Annotated in this window: 14 protein-coding genes; 5 read left to right on the forward strand and 9 right to left on the reverse strand. The window is 67.1% G+C overall.

Annotated elements, in window-relative coordinates; all coding sequences use genetic code 11:
* Window positions 1-104: 104 nt before the first annotated feature.
* Both F3J20_RS27565 and F3J20_RS27570 read right to left on the reverse strand, forming a co-directional pair.
* Window positions 105-605 carry a dihydrofolate reductase gene (locus tag F3J20_RS27565; protein WP_167050277.1) on the reverse strand — a complete coding sequence of 167 codons (501 nt, stop codon included), beginning with the start codon at window positions 603-605 and terminating at the stop codon, window positions 105-107.
* A gap of 109 nt (window positions 606-714) precedes the next feature.
* Window positions 715-867 carry a hypothetical protein gene (locus F3J20_RS27570; RefSeq protein WP_167285412.1) on the reverse strand — a complete coding sequence of 51 codons (153 nt, stop codon included), beginning with the start codon at window positions 865-867 and terminating at the stop codon, window positions 715-717.
* A 638-nt stretch (window positions 868-1505) separates the two neighbouring features.
* Between F3J20_RS27570 and F3J20_RS27575 the strand changes: the two genes are divergently transcribed.
* Together F3J20_RS27575 and F3J20_RS27580 are read left to right on the forward strand one after the other, a co-directional pair.
* The gene (locus F3J20_RS27575; protein WP_167050279.1) at window positions 1506-2900 is read left to right on the forward strand and encodes a sigma-54 dependent transcriptional regulator; all 1395 of its coding nucleotides are present in this window, start codon (window positions 1506-1508) and stop codon (window positions 2898-2900) included.
* A gap of 394 nt (window positions 2901-3294) precedes the next feature.
* Window positions 3295-4266 carry a thymidylate synthase gene (locus F3J20_RS27580; protein WP_167050281.1) on the forward strand — a complete coding sequence of 324 codons (972 nt, stop codon included), beginning with the start codon at window positions 3295-3297 and terminating at the stop codon, window positions 4264-4266.
* A 145-nt stretch (window positions 4267-4411) separates the two neighbouring features.
* On the opposite strand, the gene F3J20_RS27585 is transcribed toward F3J20_RS27580, so the two are convergent.
* Window positions 4412-7018 carry a DUF6600 domain-containing protein gene (locus F3J20_RS27585; RefSeq protein WP_167285414.1) on the reverse strand — a complete coding sequence of 869 codons (2607 nt, stop codon included), beginning with the start codon at window positions 7016-7018 and terminating at the stop codon, window positions 4412-4414.
* A 372-nt stretch (window positions 7019-7390) separates the two neighbouring features.
* Window positions 7391-8116 carry a helix-turn-helix transcriptional regulator gene (locus tag F3J20_RS27590; protein ID WP_167285415.1) on the reverse strand — a complete coding sequence of 242 codons (726 nt, stop codon included), beginning with the start codon at window positions 8114-8116 and terminating at the stop codon, window positions 7391-7393.
* 377 nt (window positions 8117-8493) lie between these two features.
* Between F3J20_RS27590 and F3J20_RS27595 the strand changes: the two genes are divergently transcribed.
* Together F3J20_RS27595 and F3J20_RS27600 are read left to right on the forward strand one after the other, a co-directional pair.
* Entirely contained in the window at window positions 8494-8634 is a 141-nt protein-coding gene (locus F3J20_RS27595; RefSeq protein ID WP_167050287.1) for a hypothetical protein, read from the forward strand.
* A gap of 144 nt (window positions 8635-8778) precedes the next feature.
* Entirely contained in the window at window positions 8779-9285 is a 507-nt protein-coding gene (locus tag F3J20_RS27600) for an acyl-CoA thioesterase (RefSeq protein ID WP_167050289.1), read from the forward strand.
* A 97-nt stretch (window positions 9286-9382) separates the two neighbouring features.
* Here F3J20_RS27600 and fumC read toward each other — a convergent pair whose 3' ends face one another.
* From fumC to F3J20_RS27625, 5 genes are all read right to left on the reverse strand, one after another.
* Window positions 9383-10783 carry a class II fumarate hydratase gene (gene fumC / locus F3J20_RS27605; RefSeq protein WP_167050291.1) on the reverse strand — a complete coding sequence of 467 codons (1401 nt, stop codon included), beginning with the start codon at window positions 10781-10783 and terminating at the stop codon, window positions 9383-9385.
* Window positions 10784-10798: 15 nt separating this feature from the next.
* Window positions 10799-12391: a phospholipase D family protein gene (locus tag F3J20_RS27610; RefSeq protein WP_345889930.1), complete on the reverse strand. Its 1593-nt coding sequence runs from the start codon at window positions 12389-12391 to the stop codon at window positions 10799-10801.
* A 527-nt stretch (window positions 12392-12918) separates the two neighbouring features.
* Complete coding sequence (locus F3J20_RS27615) at window positions 12919-13878, reverse strand: bile acid:sodium symporter family protein (RefSeq protein ID WP_167285418.1); 960 nt, start codon at window positions 13876-13878, stop codon at window positions 12919-12921.
* A gap of 415 nt (window positions 13879-14293) precedes the next feature.
* Window positions 14294-15706, reverse strand: a complete 1413-nt coding sequence (locus F3J20_RS27620) for an MATE family efflux transporter (RefSeq protein ID WP_167050297.1) — start codon at window positions 15704-15706, stop codon at window positions 14294-14296.
* A 398-nt stretch (window positions 15707-16104) separates the two neighbouring features.
* A complete protein-coding gene (locus F3J20_RS27625) occupies window positions 16105-16323 on the reverse strand; it encodes an RNA-binding S4 domain-containing protein (protein WP_167285420.1) in 219 nt (72 codons plus the stop codon).
* Window positions 16324-16737: 414 nt separating this feature from the next.
* On the opposite strand from F3J20_RS27625, the gene F3J20_RS27630 reads away from it, so the two are divergent.
* A complete protein-coding gene (locus F3J20_RS27630) occupies window positions 16738-17238 on the forward strand; it encodes a hypothetical protein (protein WP_167285421.1) in 501 nt (166 codons plus the stop codon).
* Window positions 17239-17488: the final 250 nt, after the last annotated feature.

Genomic DNA, 17488 nt, shown 5'->3' on the forward strand with positions numbered 1-17488 from the left:
TCGCAGCAAGCAGGAACGGGAAACGCCGCGCAATGGAAATTGCGTGGCGTTTTTTCATGGGACGCATGGCGCCGGCTTCGCGAAACCCGCCAGCGCGTCCGCGTTCAGTGCTCTTTGCGCTGGTACGTCACAAACGCGTAGTCGAAATCGTTCGGCGCATGCGCGTGATGCGTCTCGCGCGCGATTTCTTCCCACACGGTCTTGTCGACCGCGGGGAAGGTCGCATCGCCGTCGAAGTCGGCGGCGATCTCGGTGATGATGAGCTTCTGCGCGAGACGCAAACCCTCGGGGTACAGCTGCGCGCCGCCGATCAGAAACGCCTGCGGCGCCTGGTCCTGCGCGGCGAGGCGCAGCGCGTCGTCCAGATTGGTTGCCGTGTCGCAGCCCTGAAAGCGCCGCTCGGCGTCGCGTGTCACGACGATGTTGCGGCGTCCCGGCAGCGGCCGGCCGATCGATTCGTGCGTCTTGCGGCCCATGATGATGGGCGCGCCCATCGTCGTGCGCTTGAAGAACTTGAGGTCTTCGGGCAGTCGCCAGGGCAACTGGTTGTCGCGGCCGATCACGCCGTTGCTGGCGCGAGCGACGATCAGGGTGAGCGTCGTCATCGAATGGGAAAGGGAACGTAACCGGATGATTCTACCCGACGGGCAGGCGTGGGCTGCTGCGGAGGAACCCCGTGTGCCGTTGCGGCTGCCGGTGCTTCGTCGCCGTTCGCTATGCCTTCCGGTACGTCGCGGCGTTGCTTTCGCCGGCGTGCATGGCGTCGACCGGCACCGGCGGCGGCGCGGGCGGCGCGATTTCGTCCCACAGCGTCACCTGGTGGGAGCCGCCTGGCGGCCGTTGCGGCGTGGCGGCAACCGTCGGCATGCCGGCCGCGCCGCCGCGTTGTCGCTTTGGCGCGCCTGCTTCGCGAATCGCGAATAATGCCGTGCGGTTTATTGGAGCGCTACGGAAAACGAGTCGCATGATGTCTCTCCCTTGTGGACGCTATTTAGCGAAACATGTGCCATCGCGCGCAATCCATTGATGCATCGGGATGCGGCGTGCTAACGAAGGCGTAATGCCGTGGAAATTCGCGAAAAACGTTTCAGTGCTGAAACGACGCAGCAGAAAATACCTGTAATTTGTTAATTCGAAAGGTACGAACTACCTTCGGAAGAAGGCTGAAAAAAGTACTTGCAATATGGTTTTATTGGTAGGCTGAATAAATCTTTACCGGGCGGATGTCATTGATGGGTAAGGGATTTTTGGCTGAATTCGCATAATTGTTTTCGAAGCGCCGCACGTATAGTAAGCTCTCGAAAAAGAGCTTCAGATTTAAAAAAGGCCCGTAACGGGCCGTCTCAAACACACACGCCGCTTTCTTGGGGATCAGCTGTCCGCACGGAATGGAATGGCCGTTCGGTTTTTTGCGATTCGCGAATCCCGAACGAGTCAGCGTGTCTGAACCGCAGTTTCAGGTGCATGCGTCGTCCTTAACGTTCGTTGACGAGAGGATCTGAATAATGGAATCCGCAACGCGGCAACTGATTTACGTTTCGCGCGATCCGAGCGCGGAGTTGAATACGCGTTTTCATCAGCGCGGCTGGCATGTCGAAGTCGTGGGCTCGGCTCGCGATGTGCGCCGGGCGGTTCGCGCCGGCATGGCGGCGGGCGGTCTTCTCGATCTGTCCTGCGATTTCCAGCCGCACGAGATCGCCGCATTCGAGTCCTGTCTGACCATGCCGAACGTCGGCTGGGTCGCGGCCACCACGCCTGGCCAGCTGCAGGACGCAGCTTTGCGCCGGCTCGTGCGCGACTACTGTTTCGATTACGTGACGGTGCCGTATTCGGGTGATCGCATCGTCGATTCGGTCGGCCATGCGTACGGCATGATCTCGCTGAGCGAAACGGCCTCGAACGACGGTTCGCAGGGCGCCGAAGGCGAGATGGTCGGCTCGTGCGACGCGATGCTGGCGCTGTTTCGCTCGATCCGCAAGGTCGCGATGACCGACGCGCCGGTGTTCATTTCCGGCGAATCGGGCACCGGCAAGGAGCTGACGGCGGTCGCGATTCACGAGCGCTCGGCGCGCCGCAACGCGCCGTTCGTGCCGATCAACTGCGGCGCGATTCCGCCGCATCTTTTGCAGTCCGAGCTATTCGGCTATGAGCGCGGCGCGTTCACGGGCGCGAATCAGCGCAAGATCGGCCGCGTCGAGGCCGCCAACGGCGGCACGCTTTTCCTCGACGAAATCGGCGATCTGCCGCTCGAAAGCCAGGCGAGCCTGCTGCGCTTCCTGCAGGAGCGCAAGGTCGAGCGGCTCGGCGGCCATACCGCGATCGACGTCGACGTGCGCATTATCTCCGCCACCCACGTGGACATGACCGCGGCGATGATCGAGGGGCGTTTCCGCTCGGACCTGTATCACCGGCTGTGCGTGCTGCAGATCGATGAGCCGCCGCTGCGCGCGCGCGGCAAGGACATCGAACTGCTCGCGCGGCACATGCTGGAGCGTTTCAAGAAAGATGCGAGTCGCCGCCTGCGTGGTTTCGCACCCGACGCGATCGCGGCCCTGCATAACTACGGCTGGCCGGGCAATGTGCGCGAGCTGATCAACCGGGTGCGGCGGGCGATCGTGATGTCCGAGGGGCGCGCGATCACCGCGCGTGACCTCGAACTCGCCGAGTATGTCGAGATCGTGCCGGTGTCGCTCGCGCAGGCGCGCGAAGCGGCCGAGCGGCAGGCGATCGAACTCGCGCTGCTGCGGCATCGCGGGCGGCTTGGCGACGCGGCGCAGGAGCTCGGTATTTCGCGGGTCACGCTGTATCGGCTGCTGTGCTCGCACGGCATGCGCCATATGGAAGGCGAGCCGATGACGGCGCCGCATGGCGATTTGCCGGCTTCGGTGCCGCATCTTTGATGCGGGAGTGATTCGCGACCCAAGAGTTGAAGTGCCGTGAGGCGGGCGGTCCGACGGCAATCGTCGAACTGCCGTATCGGCGGTGGCGGGGCGCCTTGTCTATCCGGTCTGTCAGTTAGCCCTCTGCACTATCGGTCCCGCGGAATGTCGCCGCAGAGAGGCTGCGGCGGGCCCCCTGCGGCATGCCGTTGCTTCTGCCGCTTCCACCGCTTCTATTTCCTGGCCGCGCTGGCTTCGTCCAGCCCGCGCTTTTCCTCTCTATCGGCTTCACGCTGAAATCGTCGGCGCCGCTCGCCATGCCCGGGCGTCGGCCGGGCGCGCTTGCTAGAATCGAGCTTTGCTCAATCCCGTGGCGCGGATCGGGCCGTTCTCGCGCCTCGTCGAAGGAAACCGCATGAAACAATACCTGGACCTTGTCCGCACGATTCTCGACACCGGCACGTGGCAGGAAAACCGCACCGGCATCCGCACCATCAGCATGCCGGGCGCGATGCTGCGCTTCGATCTGCAGCAGGGCTTTCCCGCGGTGACCACGAAGAAGCTCGCGTTCAAGTCGGCGATCGGCGAACTGGTCGGGTTTCTGCGCGCCTCGCGCAGCGCCGCGGACTTCCGCGATCTCGGCTGCAAGGTGTGGGACGGCAACGCGAACCAGAACGCGCAGTGGCTCGCGAATCCGTATCGCGAAGGCCCCGACGATCTCGGCGACGTGTACGGCGTGCAGTGGCGCAAATGGCCAGCCTACAAGGTGCTCGACGCCGACCGGAGCGCGCAGCTCGCCGACGCCGAGGCGCGCGGCTTTCGCGTGATCACGCAATTCGACGAGGACGGCCGCCCGAAAGTACTGCTCTACAAGGCGATCGACCAGTTGCGTCAATGCCTCGACACGATCATGCAGAACCCGGCCGACCGGCGCATTCTGTTTCATGCGTGGAATCCCGCCGTGCTGGATCAGATCGCGCTGCCGGCCTGCCATCTGCTCTATCAGTTCCTGCCGAACGTCGCGCGCCGCGAGATTTCGCTGTGTCTGTACATCCGTAGCAATGACGTGGGGCTCGGCACGCCATTCAATCTGACCGAGGGCGCGGCGCTGCTGCATCTCGTCGGACGGCTGACCGGTTATACGCCGCGCTGGTTCAGCTATTTCATCGGCGATGCGCACATCTACGAGAACCAGCTCGACATGCTGCAACAGCAGCTCGCGCGCGAGCCGTACGAGAGCCCGCAGCTCGCGATCTCGGAACGGGTGCCTGATTACGCGAAAACCGGTGTGTACGAGCCGGAATGGCTTGAGAAGATCGAGCCCGCGGATTTCTCGCTGACCGGCTATCGCCACCACGAGCCGCTGACGGCGCCGATGGCAATCTGAAGCCGTGTGAAGCCGTGTGATGCGGGGTGGTAGCGCCCGTGTTGCGTACGGCATACGAAAAAACCCGCGATCGCAAGATCGCGGGTTTTTTATTGCGGCTTCCGCTGGCTGATGCGGTAGCGGGGCGCTTGCCGGGATGCCGCGCTCAGCCTTTGTGATGCTCGTCGTGATTGCCGCCGCCCTGATGCTGCTCGGCGTGCTGCGGCTGAGATTGCTGCGGTTGCGGACGCGGTTCGGGGCGAGGTTGTTGCATCGGCTGCGGACGAGGCTCGAAATGCGGCTGCTGCACCTGCCGGACCTGCGGTTCAGGGCGCGGTTGCGGCATCGGCTGCGGATGCGGTTCGAAGTGCGGCTGCTGCGCCTGCTGAGGCTGCGGTTCGGGACGTGCTTGCGGCATCGGCTGCGGACGTTGTTCGAAACGCGGTTGCTGTGCCTGCTGAGGCTGCGGTTCCGGGCGCGCTTGCTGCATCGGTTGCGGACGCGGCTCGAAATGCGGCTGCTGCGCTTGCTGAACCTGCGGCTCCGGACGCGGCACTTGCGCCGACTGTTGCATCGGCGACGCCCCTTGCGGACGAAACTCCGGCTGACGCGCCTGCTGTTGCGCGGCCGGATTGTCCATCGGATGCGGCACGCGAGGCTGCTCCGCACGCGGCGCCTGCTGCGCCATCGGCGTATGCGGCTGCGTCCAGGCCGGCTGCGGGCGTCCAACTGCGCCCCATTGTTGCGGCGTACCGTGCTGTTGCGCATAGGCCGGATTGCCGCCGGCCGCCTGCGGCGGACGCGGCACGCCATTCGTCGGAGCCGGATGCTCGCCTCCGGCCGCTTGAAGACCGGCTTGCGGACCCGCCTGTGGCCCATGCGGCAGGTTGCCGGCCATCGACGGCGGCATGCCGGGCCTTGCCTGTGGTCCTTGCGGCCCGTGCGGCGTCTCGCCACGCGGCCCAGGAGCACCGCCTTCGCCCGGCCGCGGTCCGGCCCCGGCCCCGGCCTGCACGACACCGCGTGCCGCCGCCGGATTCGCCATACCCGGCGTACCTGGCACACCCGCCGCCATACCCGGCGGCCGACCCGGAATATGCGACTGCACGACCCGCACGTTCGCGACCGACTGCGTCCCCGGCGAGCCCATCATATGCGCGGGCACCGAGGTCCGCACGACCGGCTGACCGCCGCCCGGCACGCGTCCGCCGCTTTGGGCGAAACGCTGCGCGAGGTCGTCGCGATACGCGGCCGGCATGGCCGGAGTGCGCGTCGCCACGACCTGCCGGGCGGCGACGCTCGCGGGCGGCCGGTAATTCGCGCGCCGCAGATCGGACCCGAAGCTCTCGCGCACCGGCGCGATTCCCGGCGCACCGGGGTTGATCCGCGCGTTGCGCCATTGACCCGGATCGACCTTCTGCGCGAAACGTCCGACCGGCTGACCATGCACGAACGCGGTCGCCGGCACGGCTGTCACGCCGCCGGGCACGCGATAGTTCACATACGTGTTGTGGATGTTCACGTTCGTCACGTTGCGGTGGTAGTCGTTGACGATCGTCGTGCGGTTCACGCGGTTGTAGTACCCAGGGCTCCAGCGGTCGTGATCGCCCCAGTGCGGATGCCACGGCTCGCCCGGACCGAGCGGGAACCACGCCACGCCCGCCGCGATCGCCCCGCCGATCGCCAGATTCACACCCCAGTCGACGCCGCCGTCATCGTCGCCGACGAAGGCCACCAGCGCGGGCGCATAGACGGGCGGCGCGGCGGCTTCGAGCGGACCCGGCACCCACGCCCACGAGCCGTCGATGTCGGCCCAGCGGCCGTAGTGGTAGGGCGCGAAGCCCCACGGTTCGTCGTCGACCCAGGTCCAGCCCCAGGGCGCCTGCCATACCCAGTGGCCGTCGTGATACGGCGCCCAGCCGGCGGGCGTCGCGCGCGGCACCCATACTTCGCCGTACTGCGGGCTGTCGCGCCAGGTGCCGTTGGCGTCGAGGTCCTCGTAACCGGGGATGTCGCGCGACACGTAGCGCGCCGACAAGGAACGGTCTTCCGTGGCGTCGCGATTGGCTGCCCACTGGTCGAGATCGTCGAGGCCGGGCGCGCGGTTGTCGGCGAGCTGCTGCAGATTGGTGCCGCCGAAGCGGATCTGCTGGCCCGCCGCGACCGGCACCTGGCCGCCGTCGCCGTACGCGATCGCGCTGCCGCTTCTGACGGTGACGGTCGTGCTGCTGCCGTCCGGCGCGACGTCGACGCGGTAGTCGCCGGGGCCGTTCATGCCGAGCGCGAGATTGGGCGTGTCGATTTCATACGACGAGCCCGGCGGGAGTTCGCGCACGTGCGTCGACAGCGTGCCCTGCGCGACTTTGAGCTGCGCGCTCGTGTCGTCGAGATTGAGCACGTCGAGGCTCGTGTTCTGGCCGAGGCGCACCGCGGTCGAGCCGATGTGCAGCTCCGAGCGCGCGTTCTGGTCGTTCCAGAGCTGGTCGCCGGCCGTGAGCGGGCGGTTGATCTGCGCGTACGACCAGTCGCCGGCGCCGGCGGGCTCGGTGGTCACGGTGCCGGCCGTGTAATTCAGACGCGCGATGCGCCCGGGCGGATCGCCGCCCTGCGTGGCGGCCGCGCCTGCTGGCGCGGGCGGCGCTTCCTGCGCGAAGCCGGTTTGCGCGGCGAGCGCGAGCACGGAGGCCGCGATCAGCGTGTAGCCGGAGAGCCGGCGTTGGCGTGCGTGTCGTTCGATCCCGGATTTCATGGTGGTCTGGGTAACGTTTGTCATGATTGATCTCCCTCCGACGGACGCGGCAATCCGCCGGGCCCGTAAGGTACTGTACCCGTCGCCGATGTTTCAGGGCCGCCACTTTTGTAAGGTGGATTCGCTGGCGGTAACAAAAGGTCTCCGCCGGGTGCAAGGGCGCGCGGGCAGGGCCCGGCGAGCGGTCGTTCGCGGGTTCGGGGCGGCTGGGATTGGACGATTGCTACGAGCGGTTCACGTGGCGCTTGCGGTTCCTGCTGCACCCGCGGTTTCGACGATTCGGGCCAGCGGCACGATTCCGGCGATGCGTCAGACGATGCGGGACAGGCGCGCGTTCACTCGTATTCATCGGGTCGCAACTGGCGACTGGTGCTTGCGTTGGTGCTCATTCGGCGTTCATTCGGCGAGAAACGCATCGAAATACCGTTGTCCAGCAGGCGTGATGCGCAGAATGCGCGGCCGCTCGCTGCGTTCGACCCAGTCGTGCGCGCACCATGCATCGAGCAGCGCCGCGCCGAGCGCGCCGCCCAGGTGCGGACGGCGCATGCTCCAGTCCGGGCAGGTGCACGCGAAGCGCCGGCGGCGGCTCTTCTGTTCGGACAGAGCGATGCCCCAGTCGGCAAACCGGGCGGCTCCCTCGACGGTGGTTTCGAGCGAGGCGCCGTGCTGGGTGAGCATCCCGCGCGCGAGCATGCGCTCGAACAGCCGCACCGACAATTCGCCCGCCATGTGGTCGTAGCAGGTGCGGGCGTAGCGCATTTCGAGCGGCACGGTGCGCGCGGCGCGCGGCGCGGCCCGTTGCGGCGCGCTGAGCTGGGCGACGTTGGCGAGCGCTTCGATCGACGCCGCGATCTCCGGCGAGGCGATGCGGAAATAGCGATGCCGTCCGCGCACGTCGAGCGCGAGCAGGCCGCCGTCGGTGAGGCGCGCGAGATGCGCGCTCGCCGCCGAGGGCGAGAGCCCTGCGATCATCGTCAGTTCGCCAGCGGGGCGGGCGCTGCCGTCCATCAGCGCCCACAGCATCGCGGCCCGGCCCGGGTCGGCGAGCAAGGCGCCGATGCGGCTCAAGCCGGGGAAATGGTTCTGGTCGTCGGCGCGGGGGGCTGTTGTGGGGGAAGTCATCGGGGCTCCTGAGTCGTGTGAAACGCCGCTTGACGTGTCCAAAGGTGGCTACGGTCGGCTGAATATGGCTGACGTCGATCCGGCGGTTGACGTGGCAACGCGACAACGCGGCAGGCTGCGAAGCATCGCGATTAGCCGCCTTGAACCTTCAGTCTCAAGCCTCGGCAAGCGGCCAAGCCTGGCGGCACACGGCGGCGACGCGGCGTGCCTTGCTCTCCACTGTATCCGTCCGCGCGATTCGATGTTTCAGCCTGGCGTGAACGATGCCATACCGCAAGCGCGCCCAAAACCGGCAGCTCGGGCCGGGAACCCGCGTTTCGGCGCCGTCTCGGCCCGCCAGGCTAGAATCGAAGCCTGTCTTTGCAGGAATACGCGTGATGAAAACTCTTCTGGCCGTCGCCGCTGCGGTTCTGCTGCTGGGCGCCTGCGCGCAGGGCGGAGCCGGTTCGGGCTCGGCGGGTAGCGGCAGCATCGAGATGTACGGCACGATCGACGAAGGCATCAGCGTCCACAACTAGGCGCGGTTTTTATCGCGGCCGTGCGGCGCGCGAGGCGCTCCCCGGCGGATATTTCGCCTCTCCATGCGCTCGACGCCGCGCCGCGCGCAATATTGCGCTCGTATAATCGCCCCCTTTCAATGCATCCGATTGACCGGAGTCAAGATGAGCACTCTCCCCACCGCCCCGCTGGACCGTTCGGAAACCACCTTCCGCTTTCTCGCCGAGCCGATCTCGGTCAACTTCGGCGGCAAGGTGCATGGCGGCGCGCTGATGAAGTGGATCGACGAGACCGCCTATGCGTGCGCGGCAGTCTGGTCGGGGCGCTATTGCGTGACGGTCAGCGTCGGCAATATCCGTTTTCGCCGGCCGATCCTCGTCGGCAATCTCGTCGAATTGCGCGCGCGGGTCGTCGCGACGGGCCGCACGAGCATGCATATCCACGTGTCGGTGCAGGCGGGCGACCCGAAAGGCGGCGAGCTGCTGCAAACCACGGACTGCCTCGTCGTGATGGTCGCCGTCAACGAGAACGGCCATCCGGTGCAGGTGCCCGCTTTCGTGCCGCAGACCGATGAGCAGAAGCGCCTCGCCAAGTACGCGATGGACGTCAAGGACGCGCTCGACGCGATCGTCGAGCTGAAGCCGGAAGAAGTCGCTCAAGGGAAGATCTGAGCACCGCGGGGTTGCCCTCCAGCCTGCATGCCGAGACTGGCGGCGCGTCTGCTGCACGCGCCGCCCCGCGCACTTCCAGCCGCACTTCCTGGCGCACTTATCCCGCCGTGCGCCCCACCATATCCTTCGGCTGCACCCACTCGTCGAACTGCTGTTCGGTGACATAGCCGAGCGCCAGCGCCGACGCCTTCAGCGTCGTGCCTTCCTTGTGCGCCTTCTTGGCGATCTGCGCGGCCTTGTCGTAGCCGATGTGCGGATTGAGCGCCGTCACGAGCATCAGCGATTCGTTGAGCAAGGTATCGATGCGCTCGCGATTCGGCTCGATGCCGACCGCGCAGTTCTCATTGAAGCTCAGCGCGCCGTCGGCGAGCAGACGCACCGATTGCAGCACGTTGTGCGCGATCATCGGACGAAACACGTTCAGCTCGAAGTTGCCGCTCGCGCCGCCGATGTTCACTGCGACGTCGTTGCCGAACACCTGCGCGCACAGCATCGTCAGCGCTTCGGACTGGGTCGGGTTGACCTTGCCCGGCATGATCGAGCTGCCCGGCTCGTTTTCGGGAATCGACAGCTCGCCGAGACCGCAGCGCGGTCCGCTCGCGAGCCAGCGGATGTCGTTGGCGATCTTGTTCAGGCTCGCGGCCACCGTTTTCAGCGCGCCATGCGCGAACACGAGCGCGTCGGCGCCGGCCATCACCTCGAACTTGTTGGGCGCCGACACGAACGGCAGACCGGTCAGCTTGCCGATCGCGGCCGCGACGTTGTCCGCGAACTGCGGATGCGCGTTCAGGCCCGTGCCGACCGCGGTGCCGCCCTGCGCGAGCTCGTACAGATGCGGCAGCGCCGATTCCACGTGACGGATGCCGTGCTCGAGTTGCGCGACATAGCCTGAGAACTCCTGGCCGAGCGTGAGCGGCGTCGCGTCCTGCAGGTGCGTGCGGCCGATCTTGACGACTTCGGCGAACGCCTTCGCCTTGCCGTCGAGCGTGTCGCGCAGCGTCTTCAGCGCGGGCAGCAGATGCTTGACGATCGCGTAGGCGGCGGCCACGTGCATCGCGGTCGGGAACACGTCGTTCGACGACTGGCCGCGATTCACGTCGTCGTTCGGATGCACCTTGCGCGCCTCGCCGCGCTCGCCGCCGAGCAGCTCGCTCGCGCGGTTCGCGATCACCTCGTTGAGGTTCATGTTGGTCTGCGTGCCGGAGCCGGTCTGCCAGACCGCGAGCGGAAATTCGCCGGGATGCTTGCCGTCGATGATCTCGTCGGCCGCCTGCATGATCGCGTGCGCCTTCTTTTCGTCGAGCACGCCGAGACCGAGATTGACCTCGGCCGCCGCGCGCTTGACGACGGCGAGCGCGGTAATCAGTTCGGGCGACTGCTTCTCCGTCGAAATCTTGAAGTTCTGCAGCGAGCGCTGCGTTTGCGCGCCCCACAAACGGGCGTTCGGCACGGCGATTTCGCCGAACGTGTCGCGTTCCATGCGTACGTCTTCAGTCATCTTGCACTCCACTTCTCAAAGTTCATCGTTGACAGGCAATAGGGAGAATAGACCCGTTAGCGCATTGCGGTAGAAACCCGCCTGCGGATCGAAAATGTAGGTGCGCGGCCGGCCGACCTCGACGTCGGTCCACACGAGCGGCGAGCGCGGCGCGCCGATCGAGCGCAGGTAGGCAAGCTGCGTGGGGTCGGCGAGCGTCACGCGATAACTCTGCTCGGGCTGGGTCGCGAAATCGAAGATCTTCGCGACCTGATTCGCGAGGGCGGGGCTGTGGATCACGAGCGCGAGTTCGGTGTTCAGATGCGCCGAGCGCGGATCGAGATTCATCGAGCCGATCACGAGAATCTGGTGGTCGATCACATAGGTTTTCGCATGCAGGCTCGCGCGCGAACTCGAGCCCACCAGCCGCGCGCGCGGCGTGTCCTGGCGCGGCTTGAATTCGTACAGATCGACGCCCTGTTGCAGCAGCGGCACGCGGAACGGACTGTAGCCGGCCTGCACGGCGACCGCGTCGGTCGCGGCAAGCGAATTGGTCAGCACGGCGATGCGGATGCCGCGCTGCGTGAGTTCGCCGGCCGCCTTGACACCCGCTTCGTGCGGCACGAAGTACGGCGAGATGATCAGGAAGTCGTGGCGCGCGTCGCGCATCAGCTGGAACAGCCGTTGCATCGGCGGGCTCACGTAATCCGGCGAGGGATGCTCGATTTTCTCCGGCAGGTCTGCCGCGAATTCGGCCGGCGCCCAGGTGAGGTCCAGTTGCTCGCTCGCGATCTGCGAGGCGAGCGGCGTGGCGTTCAGCGGCTTCGCGTTGTACGGATCGGCGTTCTCGCGCCAGTGCTCGCGCAGATCGTCGCGCGTCTGGTCGAGCTCCTTCTGATCGAACGTCTGCTTGTTGAGCACGCTCAGCGGATAGGCGATGCCGCTGTTCCAGTAGTCGTCGAAACTCGCGGAGACATCCGCGACGATCGGGCCGGCCGCCAGCACGTCGAGGTCGCGGAATTGCAGCGTTTCGCTGGCGCTGAAGTATTCGTCGCCGAGATTGCGGCCGCCGACGATCGCCAGCTGGTTGTCCGCGATCATCGCCTTGTTGTGCATGCGGCGCGTGAAATGGCCGATCTGCGTGAACAGATTCGTGGTGCGCTCGAACATGCCTTCCTGCGCGCTGCCGAACGGGTTGAACACGCGAATCTCGATGTTCTTGTGCGTGTTCAGGCCGGCCATGGTGCGGTCGATGTCCATGAAGTTCAGATCGTCGACGAGCATGCGCACGCGCACGCCGTGATCGGCCGCATAGAGCGCGGCGCCGAGCAGCAGCTTGCCGGTGGTGTCCTCGTTGGCGATGTAGTACTGCATGTCGAGCGTTTTCGTCGCCGCGCGCGCGAGCGCGATGCGCATCTGCAACGCGTCGGTGCCGCTCGACAGCACCCGGAAGCCCGATTGCCGCGGATGCTGCGCTTCGAGCGGCACGAGCGCGGCGCGCAGCGGGGTGTCGGCGGTGGCGGGGAGGGCGTGGGTGAGGGCGCGGTCGTACGCGGTAGCGGGCGGCCTGGTGGCGCACGCGCTCAGCAATGCGCCGAAGCAGCAGAGCAGAAGGATACGTCCCGCTATGCCCGGTGCGCGCCGGCGGCGCGGCGTGGTCCGGCTCGGGGCGAGAGGCTCGTGCACGTGGTGTTCTCCCTTTTCGCAAGCGTCTCGTGGCGACTGGCGCGAAGGCAGGGTCCGCGCTGTCGAGAAGCCAATTCTAAGGGGAATCGGGCAGGGTGGCTTTCGTTCCGCGCAGGGCGATAAGGTGGCGGGGGATCGTGCTTGTGGTTTGGCGCGGCGTCTGGGTGCGTGGCGGGTGAGCGGGTGTTTTTCCCCGGTTGCCGTGCAGGGTGAGATAGGGCGGCCACGCTGTTGCCGTGATCGAGATTGCGATCGCGGGTGAGGCTTTCGTTGCGTCATGGCGCGCACCGACAGGCTCCGGGCCAGCCGCTTCGTGCGTTGCGATGACCGTAGCCGCCCTTGCGGTGTCTGACGCGCAACTTCGTTGTTAAAGCGCTCGTTGCGCCACGGCCGTCGCGTCGATGGGCTCCGTGCCGACCACTGCGCGTGCGGCGATCACCCGAACCGCAATCGCCGCGCGAAGCCGCAACTTACCCGCGCTCGGCATTCAGCGCGCGCTCGCCGTCGGCATGCGTCGAGCCCTTTGCCGGACGGCCGGCCCAGTAGCCCGCGAGCAGCGACCCCGAGAGGTTGTGCCACACCGAAAAGAGCGCGCCCGGCAGCGCCGCGAGCGGCGTGAAGTAGAGCTTGCCGAGCGTCGCGGCGAGGCCGGAGTTCTGCATACCGACTTCGATCGCGAGCGTGCGGCAGACGGCTTCGTCGAAACCGAGCAGCCGGCCGCCCCAGTAGCCGCCGAGCAGGCCGATGCCGTTATGCAGCACGACGCCGAGCATCACCACGAGACCGACCGAGGCAATGCTCTTCTGCGTGCCGCCGACCACCGCGCCGATGATCAGCACGATCGCGACCATCGAGACGAGCGGCAGAATCGGCTCGACCTTGCGCACGAGCTTGCCGAACAGATGGTTGATGACGAGCCCGACGACGATCGGCAGCGCGACGATCTGCAGGATGCTCATCAGCATGCCTTGCACGTCGACGACGATCGACGCGTCGACGTAAAGACGCGTCAGCAGCGGTGTCGCGAACACGCCGACGAGCGTCGACAGCGCGCTGATCGTGACCGACAGCGCGACGTCGCCGCGCGCGAGATAGATCATCACGTTCGACGCGGTGCCGCTCGCGACGCTGCCGACCAGCACCATGCCGGCGGTCAGGTCGGGCGGCATGCGCAGCACCCGGGCGATGACCCACGCGGCGAGCGGCATCACGAGGTAGTGCAGCACGATGCCGGCGATCACGGGCGCGGGGCGCGTGAACACGCGCAGGAAGTCGGACGTCGACAGCGTGACGCCCATCGCCAGCATGATGATCGTGAGAAGCGTGGTGACGTGCGGCGCGACGCCGGCAAACGACGCTGGCGAGAAATACGCGGCGATCGAAACGAGCACGGCCCAGAGCGGGAACAGGCGGGTGACGCGGGCAAGCATGGCGGTGGGTCCTCAGGTTTTTTTATTGCGAGAAATCGGTGTGACGGGTCCGGCAGCCGGCATCGGCCGGGGAGTCGGCTACCGGCGGCGGGCGTTCCGTTTTTTTTGCTGCGCCGGAGCGCGTGAAGCGGTGAGCGGTGACAGCAGGTGCGCGGCCACGGCATCGTCGACGCGCGGCTAACCCGGTGCGATCCGATGCACGGCGCGTGGCGAGCAGCCCATTCGAGCGGAAGGCCGCGTGGGCGAGGGTAGGCGCCCCAGCTACGCAATCCGGCGCAGGCCTTCGTGAGGCGCGCCTGCCTGTGTGCGGCTCGTGGCTCGCGACGCGCGAACGCGGGTAAGCGCGCGCGTGCCGAGGCGGCCATTTTACCGTTTGCAGGGAGTGCTTCAGGAGTGGGGGTTTCCGCTATTTCGCTCAGACCGGCCGCGCCGGCGGCGTGGCCGGTTCCGCCGGCAGCCGGCGCAGGCTCAGCCGGTGAAAGCGCAGCGTCATCAGCAGCGCGACGCTCGCGAGGCCGGCGGCAAGCCCCCACCACAAGCCGCGCGCGCCGAGGCCGCCGTGAAACGCGAGCAGATAGCCGGTCGGAAAGCCGATCACCCAGTAGCCGAACGCGGCGGCGATCATCGGGATGCGCGTGTCCTTCAGGCCGCGCAGGCAGCCCGAGCCGACCGCCTGCATGCCGTCGACGATCTGGAAGATCGCCGCCACGCCGAGCAGCGAACTCGCGAGCGCGACGGTCGGCGCGTTGGCGGGGTCGTCGAGATGCAGATACAGGCCGACGATCCAGTGCGGCGCGGTGATCAGCACGAGGCCCGACATCGACATGAAGCCGACGCCGAGCGCCAGCGCGACGAAGCCCGCATGGCGCGCGGCGAGCGGCTGGCCGGCGCCGGCCCAGTAGCCGACCCGCACGTTGGCGGCCTGGCCGATCGACAGCGGCACCATGAACGCGACCGAGGCGACGTTCAGCGCGATCTGATGCGCGGCCAGCTGCGATTCGCCGAGCAGGCCGACCATCAGCCCTGTCGCGAGGAAGAGGGTCGATTCGACGCCGTAGGTGATCGCAACCGGCCAGCCGATGCCGAACAGCTCGCCCATCAGCGGCAGCCTGGGCCGCGTCGCGACGACGAAATGCCGGAAACGCGGCCGCAGATGCAGCAGCGCCATCAGCACGAGCGCGGTCAACCAGACGGTGATCGTGGTCGCGGCCGCCGAGCCGAGAAAGCCGAGCCGCGGCAGTCCGTAGGCGCCGTGGATCAGCCCGTAGTTCAGGAAGCCGTTCACGCCGACGCTCGCGATCGACACCCACAGCAGCCGCCGCGCCGCGCCGATCGCCGGCAGGAACGAGCGCATGAGCCCCACGCCGATCAGGCTCGCGGGCGCGCCCCAGCGCAGCACCGCCGCATATTCGCCGACGTTGTGCGCGAGCAGGCCCGGCTCGCCGAACGCGAGCAGGATCTGCGAGGCGAACGACAGCAGGATGAACGCCGGCACCGAGAGCAGCACCGACAGCACGAAACCGGTCCAGTAGATAGGCGGCACGCGGCCGTCGTCCTGCGCGCCGCGCGCGTGCGCGACGCTGACGCTGACCGAGGTCAGCACGCCCTGCAGCAGCGTGACGACGACGAAAAACAGATTCGCGCCGAGGCCGCCGGCGGCGAGCGCGTCGGGGCCGAGCGAGCCGAGCAGGATCGTATCGGTGACGCTCATTGCCATCTGCGACAGTTGGGCAATGGCGAGCGGCGCGGCGAGCCGCGCGGTGTCGGCCGCGTGGCGGGATAGGGTCGGCGGCCGGGAGGCCGCGCGGGCGAAGCCGGATTGGGTCATGAAAAGCGGGTCATGAAATGCCTGGCGGCGAAAAGTGGCGACAGCGAGGCGCGGGCAAAAGCGGCGGCGCGGGTCGGGAACGGCGCGCCGGGCGGCCCGGTGGCGCGACGAACGGGGAGCAATTCGTGGCGCGGCGGCCGGCGGCGCGGTTCGTTGCGCGGGCTGTCGCTTACGCTTACCTGTCGAAACCCACAGCTTATTGCCTCGTCCGGCCAATGTCGATGGTGGATGCACGGTTCCAGTGCGTGCCGTCCGGTGAATTTCCGGACTGCGACGGTGGGACCGGATGTGCGGCGGCGGGTGCTGCGGATGCATTGCCTAAGCGGACCGTGGCAGCGGCCCCGGCCCCGGCCCCGCGCCGCGGGCTTTGAGCCGCGGCAAGCGGCTTCGGCTCCGCGTCAGCCCTCGTGAACCGCAATGCGCGTATCGCCGAGCAGCACGACCTGGCCCGCGCGGATCTTGCACGTTTTACGCGTTTCGACCTGACCGTCGACGGTCACGGCACCTTCCGCGACCATCATTTTCGCGGAGCCGCCGCTGTCCGCGAGGCCCGTTATCTTCAGGAGATTGTGCAGTTCGACGTACTCGCCGGTGAGCGTGAAATTGAGGTTGGGCATGACGTTTGCGCCTTTGCGGGGCTGCGGGTTGGCGGTCGGGGTTCGCATCATAAAGCACAACGCGGGCGCGAGCGGAAACCGGCGGCCGCCAGCAGAGCACCAGGCGGCCGGCGGCGGCGCGGCCGGTTCCGTCGGCGGGTGAGACGGGCGCCGGTCTCCCTGCAAGCAATTGAAAGCAGATGTTATGCAGATGTCGGAAAGTGAAACGTTCCGTAACGCTAGTCGTACCGGATGGATTTCACTCCTAAAGTGCAACTCAGCAGTGAAGCCCGCTGGATTCCGGATACGCACCTGATGGCAACTGGTCCGGCGACGCCCAGGACCGGGCGCGGCACGCGAGGCATCCGGCATACCCCGCCATCGTGACGTCAGATCGTCCGCCCGTGTCACGACCACTTTAGAGAGGATTTAGCCATGACCCAGATCCGTTTGCTCCTGATCGGTACCGCCCTTACCGCTTTTGCCGCGACGGCCGCCGTTGCACAGACCGCGCAGCCGGCCACCGGCATCGGCGGTCAGGCGCAGATCCAGACGCAAGGCACCGTTGGCGTTGCTCCGCCGGCCCCGTCCGTCCCTGTTGTCCAGGGCGCGCTGCCGACTCCGGATGCGCCCGCCGCCCAGGGCGTCGAGCCGGCCCCGCCGCCGACCCGTCTGACGGCGCCGGGCTCGCCCGACCCGCTCGTGCAGAAGCGTGAAGCCGATGCGAAGGCCAACGCGGAATATCGCGCGTCGAAGAAGACGTCGAAGGCGGAAATGAAGGCGCAGCAGAAGGCCGCGAAGACACAGTACAAGGAGCAGGTGCGCGACGCGAAGATCAACCAGAAGGCCGACAAGCAGACCGCCAACAACGCGATGAAGATGAACATGGAAGGGCAGGCGGGCGAGCAGGCCGAGGGTGCCGACGTCAAGCATTAAGCCGCCGGCATCAGGCCCCGATGCCGGGGCGCGCGAGCGGCGTGGAAACACGCGGGCGCGTGCTCCGGCGCGGATTTTTCACAGGGAACTTCCCGACAGCGTAAGCTCTGACGGCAACCGGCAACCGGCAACCGGCAACCGGCAACCGGCAACCGGCAACCGGCAACCGGCAACCGGCAACCGGCAACCGGCAACCGGCAACCGGCAACCGGCAACCGGCAACCGGCAACCGGCAACCGGCAACCGGCAA

It is taken from the genome of Paraburkholderia sp. Cy-641, assembly GCF_011752945.1.
GTDB lineage: Bacteria > Pseudomonadota > Gammaproteobacteria > Burkholderiales > Burkholderiaceae > Paraburkholderia.

What these genes read in the sequence shown, in the direction of transcription:
- F3J20_RS27580 (WP_167050281.1), top strand. Translation starts at nt 3,295, where the DNA reads ATGAAACAATACCTGGACCTTGTCCGCACGATTCTCGACACCGGCACG.
- F3J20_RS27570 (WP_167285412.1), bottom strand. Translation starts at nt 867, where the DNA reads ATGCCGACGGTTGCCGCCACGCCGCAACGGCCGCCAGGCGGCTCCCAC.
- F3J20_RS27625 (WP_167285420.1), bottom strand. Translation starts at nt 16,323, where the DNA reads ATGCCCAACCTCAATTTCACGCTCACCGGCGAGTACGTCGAACTGCAC.
- F3J20_RS27585 (WP_167285414.1), bottom strand. Translation starts at nt 7,018, where the DNA reads ATGACAAACGTTACCCAGACCACCATGAAATCCGGGATCGAACGACAC.
- F3J20_RS27590 (WP_167285415.1), bottom strand. Translation starts at nt 8,116, where the DNA reads ATGACTTCCCCCACAACAGCCCCCCGCGCCGACGACCAGAACCATTTC.
- F3J20_RS27620 (WP_167050297.1), bottom strand. Translation starts at nt 15,706, where the DNA reads ATGACCCAATCCGGCTTCGCCCGCGCGGCCTCCCGGCCGCCGACCCTA.
- F3J20_RS27630 (WP_167285421.1), top strand. Translation starts at nt 16,738, where the DNA reads ATGACCCAGATCCGTTTGCTCCTGATCGGTACCGCCCTTACCGCTTTT.
- F3J20_RS27595 (WP_167050287.1), top strand. Translation starts at nt 8,494, where the DNA reads ATGAAAACTCTTCTGGCCGTCGCCGCTGCGGTTCTGCTGCTGGGCGCC.
- F3J20_RS27575 (WP_167050279.1), top strand. Translation starts at nt 1,506, where the DNA reads ATGGAATCCGCAACGCGGCAACTGATTTACGTTTCGCGCGATCCGAGC.
- fumC (WP_167050291.1), bottom strand. Translation starts at nt 10,783, where the DNA reads ATGACTGAAGACGTACGCATGGAACGCGACACGTTCGGCGAAATCGCC.
- F3J20_RS27600 (WP_167050289.1), top strand. Translation starts at nt 8,779, where the DNA reads ATGAGCACTCTCCCCACCGCCCCGCTGGACCGTTCGGAAACCACCTTC.
- F3J20_RS27615 (WP_167285418.1), bottom strand. Translation starts at nt 13,878, where the DNA reads ATGCTTGCCCGCGTCACCCGCCTGTTCCCGCTCTGGGCCGTGCTCGTT.
- F3J20_RS27565 (WP_167050277.1), bottom strand. Translation starts at nt 605, where the DNA reads ATGACGACGCTCACCCTGATCGTCGCTCGCGCCAGCAACGGCGTGATC.